The sequence below is a fragment of the Psychrobacter sp. FME6 genome (genome assembly GCF_014861365.1).
Lineage (GTDB): Bacteria > Pseudomonadota > Gammaproteobacteria > Pseudomonadales > Moraxellaceae > Psychrobacter.
Genome location: NZ_RRYW01000116.1, coordinates 1 through 7,753, shown reverse-complemented (window position 1 = coordinate 7,753; position 7,753 = coordinate 1). Strand labels below are relative to the sequence as shown.

Below are 7,753 nucleotides of genomic sequence, written 5' to 3'. Positions count from 1 at the left end.
TCTAGGTCTTTTTTTCACCTCGCATTTGGTATTGCACTTCATGTGTTAATCTAAGTTGTTATTTTTTGAGGATATCACTTTTTATGAGTAAATTACCTCGCTCTACTATTCTATTGCCAGTCTTTGTACCGGCAGCAGCCATCATGTTGTTATTGGTGATCGGCACAGCGATTAACCCTGTAGCTGCTGGCGAGTTATTTAGTACGGTACTGGATTTTACCACCGACACTTTCGGTTGGTTCTATATGTTGGCAGTAGCTATATTTTTAATGTCTATCATTGCCTTGGCGTTTTCGCCTTATGGCAGTATTAAGCTGGGCCCTGACCATGCGGAGGCTGAGTATAAGTTTTTAGAATGGTTTGCCATGCTGTTTTCAGCGGGATACGGGATTGCTTTGCTGTTCTATGGAGTAGCAGAGCCAGTCATACATTTTGCCAGTCCACCGCTTGCCACGCCGCAAACTATTGAAGCTGCCAAAGAAGCGATGCAAATTGCCTATTTTCACTGGGGTTTTCATATTTGGGCGATATATGGTGTGGTCGGTTTATCATTGGCTTATTTTGCCTTTCGCCATGGTTTGCCGCTGTCAGTACGCTCAACGTTATACCCATTAATTGGAGATAGAATCTATGGCCCTATTGGGCATACCGTTGATGTGTTTGCGATTGTGGGTACGATGTTCGGTATCGCCACCAGTTTAGGTCTGTCAGTGGCGCAAATTAACGCGGGTTTGAACTACTTGTTGCCAGAGATGGTTCCGGTAAGTACGACCGTTCAGGTTATTATTATTGCGCTGGTTACAGCCGCGGCTTTGGTGTCGGTGTTAGCAGGTATGGATAAAGGCGTGAAGCGCTTGTCTATCCTAAATATGGTATTAGCAACCGCGCTGATGTTGTTTGTGTTTATCGTTGGTCCCACTATTTTCATTCTAAATGCCTTTATGGAAAACACGGGCAGTTATTTGGGCAATATCGTTGAGCGTACCTTTAGCCTGCAAGCGTATCAATCGAGTGACTGGATCGGTAGCTGGACGTTATTTATCTTTGCATGGACGATTGCATGGGCACCTTTTGTCGGTTTGTTTATTGCTAAAATTAGTCGTGGTCGTACCATTCGTGAGTTTGTATTGGGTGTGATGTTGGTACCCACCATCTTTACTTTCTTTTGGTTTTCGGTTTTCGGCGATACAGCGCTCCATATGATTATGGTTGAGGGTTATGAGTCGCTGATTACTGAGGTGCAGAATAACCAAGCGATTGCCTTATTTAAACTATTGGAAAATCTACCTTTTACTCAAATAGTGTCTTCGATTACTGTATTATTGATTATTACCTTTTTTGTCACCTCATCGGATTCGGGGTCATTGGTTATTGACTCGCTCGCCGCGGGCGGACGTAGTGATACGCCATGGTGGCAGCGCTCGTTTTGGGTAATAACCGAAGGGGCAGTCGCTGCGGCTCTACTTATCGCTGGTGGTCTAAACGCTTTGCAAACAGCGGCTATCGTCAGTGCTTTACCGTTTGCGGTCATTATATTGATTTCAACATTTGGTATGTGGCGCGCACTACGTATTGAAGGGCATCGTAACCAGAGTTTAGGCAACGATAACCATCTGCCGCCGCATCTACTTAAATTAAACGCATGGCGTGACCGTATTGATTATATGACCAACCAGCCCACACGCGATAAAGTACTGGGTTATATCAAAGGCACGGTTTTAACGTCGATGAACGAAGTAGCAGAAAAGTTTGCCGAAACAGGCTGGTTGCCTGATGTAAATTATGATGAGGTCAATAATCGTGCTGTACTTGAGCTAAGACGTGGTGATAACGTTGAATTCTGGTACGAAGTTCGTTTGTCAGAGCATGAGATTCCTGATTATTATACCGAAGATATGGCCAATGAATTACCACAAGAGCACCATCATCGCGCTGAGGTGTATCTACGCCGTGGTGGTCAAACCTATGATTTATATGGCTATCAATCAGAGTCGGTCATCAATGATATTATCGACCAGTTTGAGAAATATCTACATTTCGTCAATGTCTCGCCAAATATTTTGCCTTGGCGTATGCAGGAGCATGATGAAGATATTACGCTCGAGCAAGGCAGTGTGTTCGATAAATAAGTCATTGATAGTTTAATAAAAAAAGGCAGCTGAAAAGCTGTCCTTTTTTTTGTCAGATAGTGGTGTTGTTTATTTTTATAGAGGTATTGTTTTAGATAAATATCAAATTTTGTAAATATTCATCTAAACTATTTGAATAAATAAATGTTCTATAACAGTATTAGACGCATACCCAAATTTATGGTTTTTTTGAGAACGCTTTATGAGTAAATTACCGCGCTCTACTATTTTGATGCCCGTATTCATACCCACTGCTGTGGTGATGATTTTACTGGTGATTGGCGTGTCCGTTAGTCCACAATTAGCCAGTATTGTGTTCAGTGAGGTGTTGAGTTTTACCACTGAGACTTTCGGTTGGTTTTACATGCTGGCAACGGCATTGTTTTTGATGTTTATTGTGGTGCTGGCATTTTCGCCTTATGGCAATATCAAGCTTGGCCCTGATCATGGCGATGCGCAATACAACTTTATTGAATGGTTTTCGATGTTGTTTTCAGCAGGCTATGGCATTGCTTTGTTATTTTATGGGGTTGCGGAGCCAGTGACCCATTTTGCCAGTCCGCCATTATCAGCGCCTGAAACCATTGCTGCGGCAAAAGAAGCGATGCAAATTGCCTATTTTCATTGGGGTTTTCATATTTGGGCGATTAATGGGGTTGTGGCGTTAACGCTGGCTTATTTTGCGTTTCGTCATGGGTTGCCCTTATCCATGCGCTCAACCTTGTATCCCCTGATTGGCGATAAAATTTATGGTCCCATCGGCCATACGGTCGATGTATTCGCGATTTTGGGAACACTATTTGGTCTGGCAACTAGCTTGGGTATTTCAGTCTCACAGATTAATACTGGTTTAAATTATTTAGTACCCAGCATCCCCGTTAACAGTACGGTTCAGGTGATTGCTATTATTTTGATTACCGGTTTGGCGCTGATATCGGTGTTGGCGGGTATGGACAAAGGCGTAAAGCGGCTATCTATCTTGAATATGATACTGGCCACAGCACTGATGTTATTTGTGTTTATTGTTGGTCCTTCGGTATTTATTCTCAATGCCTTTATGGAAAATACCGGCAGTTATCTGGGTAATATCGTTGAGCGTACTTTTAGCTTGCAGGCTTATCAGCAAGGTGACTGGATTACCAGTTGGACGCTGTTTATCTTTGCGTGGACGATTTCTTGGTCGCCGTTTGTGGGCATATTTATTGCCAAAATCAGCCGTGGTCGTACCATTCGCGAGTTTATCGCCGGTGTCATGTTAGTACCGACTATCTTTACCTTTTTCTGGTTTGCCGTCTTTGGTGATACCGCGCTCAATATGATTATGGTGCAAGGCTATGACTCCCTAATCACTGAGGTGCAAAATAACCAAGCCATTGCTTTGTTTAAGCTGCTAGAAAATCTACCCTTTACCCAAGTGGTGTCCGCATTGGCAGTCGTGCTTATTATCACCTTTTTTATCACCTCGTCGGATTCAGGGTCTTTAGTTATTGACTCATTAGCAGCAGGCGGCCGCAGTGATACGCCCGCGTGGCAACGAACATTTTGGGTGTTAATACTAGGCGTGGTTGCCTCTGTACTTTTACTGGCAGGAGGACTTCAGGCACTGCAAACTGCGGCTATCGTCAGCGCTTTGCCATTTACCATGATTATTTTGATTGCGATGTTTGGTATGTGGCGTGCGCTGCGTATCGAAGGGCACCGTGATGAGAGTTTGGTAAATACAAACCATCTGCCGCCGCACCTGCTTAAGCTTGAATCATGGCGCGATCGGATTGATTACATCACAGATCAACCCAGCCGCGAGGAGGTGCTAGATTATATTAAGGGCACTATTATGGCTTCAATGACTGAGGTGGCCGAAAAGTTTAAAGAGACGGGCTGGCATCCTGAAGTCAATTACGATGACACCAATAATCGGGCGGTGCTTGAACTACAGTATGGTAATGATGTGGAGTTTTGGTATGAAGTGCGTTTGACCCATCAAGACACGCCTGACTACTATAAGGATGGTATCAGCAGTGATGCCATACAAGAGCACTATTACCGCGCCAAAGTGTATCTACGCCGCGGTGGTCAAACCTATGATTTGTACGGCTATCAGTCTGAATCAGTAATTAACGATATTATCGATCAGTTCGAAAAATATCTGAACTTTTTGGATGAATCGCCCAACAGTCTGCCATGGCGTATGCAGGAGCATGATGAAGATATTACGCTAGAGCAGGGCAGTGTGTTTGATAAATAGTCATATTACGCATTTATATGTCACGTCAGCTGAATAAATGATTGGCTGAATCACTTGCAATATGCGTACGAATCCTTAGAATAACGGCTTGTTTTCATTCACTTATTCTTAATACTACGCAAGCCGTTTTTTATGTCTAATGATTCTCCAGTTTTACCACCGCCTTCGCAAGTGCCGGAACATCCTTTATTGCAGCCATTGGTGATTGGCGGCTTGACGATTGAAAACCGTCTGATGGTCGCGCCAATGGCGGGTGTCACCGACAATCCATTTCGCAGGTTATGTAAGTCGTTTGGCGCTGGTCATGCGGTGAGTGAGATGATTATCGCTGATACCGCCCTTTATGCGCGCAAAAAGTCTCTCTATCGCGCCAATTTCGATAATGAGATTGCGCCCATTTCTGCACAGATAGCTGGAGCAGAGCCTGATAAGTTGGCAGAAGCGGCTCGTTATCAGATTGATAATGGCGCGCAAATCATTGATATTAATATGGGCTGTCCGGCCAAAAAGGTTTGCCGTAAGCTGGCGGGTTCTGCGTTACTGCAAGATGAGGATTTGGTTGCGCGTTTATTAGATGCAGCGGTCAACGCTGTCGATGCGCCTGTCACCCTAAAAACACGCTTAGGGTTTGAGAACGGGCGTGAGAATATCTTGCGTGTGGCAAAGCGAGCTGAGCAGGCAGGTATTGCGGCTATCGCCATTCATGGCCGTACGCGTGAGGACATGTATACAGGCGAGGCACGTTACGAGCTGATCCGTGAAGTCAAAGAAAGCATTAGCATCCCAGTGATTGCCAATGGTGATATCGATAGTGCACAAAAAGCGCAACGTGTTTATGAGCTGACCGGCTGTGATGCGGTGATGATTGGACGTGCGGCCCAAGGACAACCGTGGATATTTCGTGATATCGAGCATTTTTTGCGCTCAGGTGAGACATTATCTGCGCCAAGTGTTGGCGAGATTAAAGAAATTGTACTAGCGCATTTACAAGAGCTTTATGGTTTCTATGGTGAATACTCAGGCTGCCGTATTGCTCGTAAGCATATTGCTTGGTATACCACGGGTATTCCTAATTCTAATGCCTTTCGCCAAGCGATGTATGGTGAAGAGAGTACCGCTGGGCAGTTCCGTGTGGTCGAAGCTTTTTTGCAGGCTCATGAATAGGGACAGAAACAGCCAGTCTAAGCATGAAGTTTGCTAATAAATGCTTAATTGCTAATAATTATCGGATTAAATGAACTTTGTTGCCTATTTATTAACTTTACTCCAACTATATTTGCTATTCTTTAAGCGAGTATTAATGAAAGCCTCACTTACAAAAAGGATTTTTTATGGCCAATCCCTCAAAAAAAGCAATAACTAAAGCGGTCAAAGATAAGCATATTATTATTACTGGTGCCTCAAGCGGTATCGGTGAACGTACGGCCTTTTTGCTTAGTGAATGCGGCGCTCATGTTATTTTATTGGCACGTACCGAAGACAAGCTAAAAGCGGTTAAGGACAGCATTGAAAATCTTGGTGGCAAAGCCAGTTACTACCCTTGTGATCTGACCAATATGGATGATATTGAAACAGTCAGCGAGCAAATTTTGGCAGATTTTGAACATGTAGATGTCTTGGTGAATAATGCTGGCCGTTCAATTCGCCGCTCGGTTCACGAATCTATTGATCGTTTCCATGATTTTGAGCGTACCATGGACATCAATTACTTTGGCGCGGTAAAAATCATTCTTGGGTTTTTGCCAACGATGATCGGGCGTCAAACGGGTCAAATCGTCAATATCTCCTCTATTGGCGTATTAGCAAATAGCCCGCGTTTTGCCGCTTATGTTGCATCAAAGTCTGCATTGGATGCCTTTAGCCGCTGCCTCGCCGCTGAAGTTAAAGGCGATAATGTGACGATAACCAATATATTTATGCCATTGGTACGCACGCCTATGATTGCGCCAACCAAGTTATATCGTTATATGCCTGCGCTGATGCCAGATGAAGCGGCGATGATGGTCGCAAAAGCGATCGTTCATAAACCACATAGTATTGCCAGCAACATGGGTAAATTCGCTTCGGCCACTTATTCATTAGCACCAGCGATCAACGTGGGTATTCAATCGATGGGTTATCGTATCTTTCCAAGTACCCGTGCAGGACTGACTGCCGATAAGAAGCCAAACTTTGCTCAGCGCGCTTTTGCCAGAATCCTACCTGGTGAACATCATTAGAACAGGGTTTTTATTAGCCTTGAGTTCAAATGAAAAAAGGATGCTGATGCATCCTTTTTTAATGCCCTAAAAGTATTAATAATTATATAAACGGGTAGGATGGTGATGTTATTCGTATTATCGTTCCTTATATTAAAAAAATATAGAAACAATAGCGAACTACTCATTAAATTGATTCATCGTTAAAATAAAAAGGGATATTTGGCTGTACGGAGGTGAAGGGATGGAATTTTGGTTAGGAGTTGAAATGCTGATGAAAATCAGTATTGCTGCAGTCCTCGGTTTAATCATTGGGTTGGAAAGAGAGCTTACGCATAAACCCTTAGGATTAAAGACAAGCTTGGTCATTAGTATCGTCAGCTGTTTATTAACGATTGTCTCCATTGAATCATCCTACTCATTTCATGAAAGTACGGGCGTTATGATTCAAATGGATCCTCTGCGTTTAGCTGCACAAATTGTGTCAGGCGTTGGCTTTTTAGGCGCTGGTGTTATTTTACGACGAAGCAACGAACAGCTTTCAGGGTTAACGACAGCTGCAATTATTTGGGGAACCGCAGGTATTGGAATTGCGGTAGGTGCAGGTTTTTATATAGAAGCAATATTTGCAGTTTCGCTGCTGCTGATTAGTGTACAGATTATACCTTATTATATTTTTACATACGGGCCGAAGCGCTTACGTCATAAAGAACTCACTTTTCGCATCAAGGTCAATCAACAAGCAGGGATTGAAGCTGTTATCACTGAACTTGAGCATCAAAAGTACATTATTATCAAATCACGTATTAAAGACATGAACGGAGAGAATATGCATTTATTGGAAATTAAAGTGCGTGTGCCTTCTGATCAAACACTCCCAGTTATCTACAATGCAATCAAAAAAATTGAGTATGTTAGTACAGTAGAGATTATTGAGTAAAGTAGATATCGTCGATACTCAATAAAATAGATATATTAGGTGATAACATACGACTGGTATAAATTTTTCTAGCTTGCTGTACCTACGCTGACAGAGGCTACGAAAAATTCATTCCAGTTCTACTGTGTCGTTTTTATATGGAACTGACTATATATAATATAAGCACGAAATATAGGCACAAAAAATTAGGGCGTGTTGAACATTCATAATTTGAGCCAGATATAAGCACAAGCAAGAGCGA

Annotated in this window: 5 protein-coding genes; all 5 read left to right on the top strand. The window is 43.0% G+C overall.

Annotated elements, in window-relative coordinates; genetic code table 11:
- Nucleotides 1-83: 83 nt before the first annotated feature.
- Entirely contained in the window at nucleotides 84-2,129 is a 2,046-nt protein-coding gene (locus EI162_RS12570; protein ID WP_192524677.1) for a BCCT family transporter, read from the top strand.
- 202 nt (nucleotides 2,130-2,331) lie between these two features.
- The gene (locus tag EI162_RS12565) at nucleotides 2,332-4,374 is read left to right on the top strand and encodes a BCCT family transporter (RefSeq protein WP_192524676.1); all 2,043 of its coding nucleotides are present in this window, start codon (nucleotides 2,332-2,334) and stop codon (nucleotides 4,372-4,374) included.
- A gap of 132 nt (nucleotides 4,375-4,506) precedes the next feature.
- A complete protein-coding gene (gene dusB, locus EI162_RS12560) occupies nucleotides 4,507-5,538 on the top strand; it encodes a tRNA dihydrouridine synthase DusB (RefSeq protein ID WP_192524675.1) in 1,032 nt (343 codons plus the stop codon).
- Nucleotides 5,539-5,705: 167 nt separating this feature from the next.
- The gene (locus EI162_RS12555; protein WP_192524674.1) at nucleotides 5,706-6,593 is read left to right on the top strand and encodes an SDR family NAD(P)-dependent oxidoreductase; all 888 of its coding nucleotides are present in this window, start codon (nucleotides 5,706-5,708) and stop codon (nucleotides 6,591-6,593) included.
- A gap of 223 nt (nucleotides 6,594-6,816) precedes the next feature.
- The gene (locus EI162_RS12550; protein WP_192524673.1) at nucleotides 6,817-7,512 is read left to right on the top strand and encodes an MgtC/SapB family protein; all 696 of its coding nucleotides are present in this window, start codon (nucleotides 6,817-6,819) and stop codon (nucleotides 7,510-7,512) included.
- The last annotated feature ends 241 nt before the right edge of the window (nucleotides 7,513-7,753 follow it).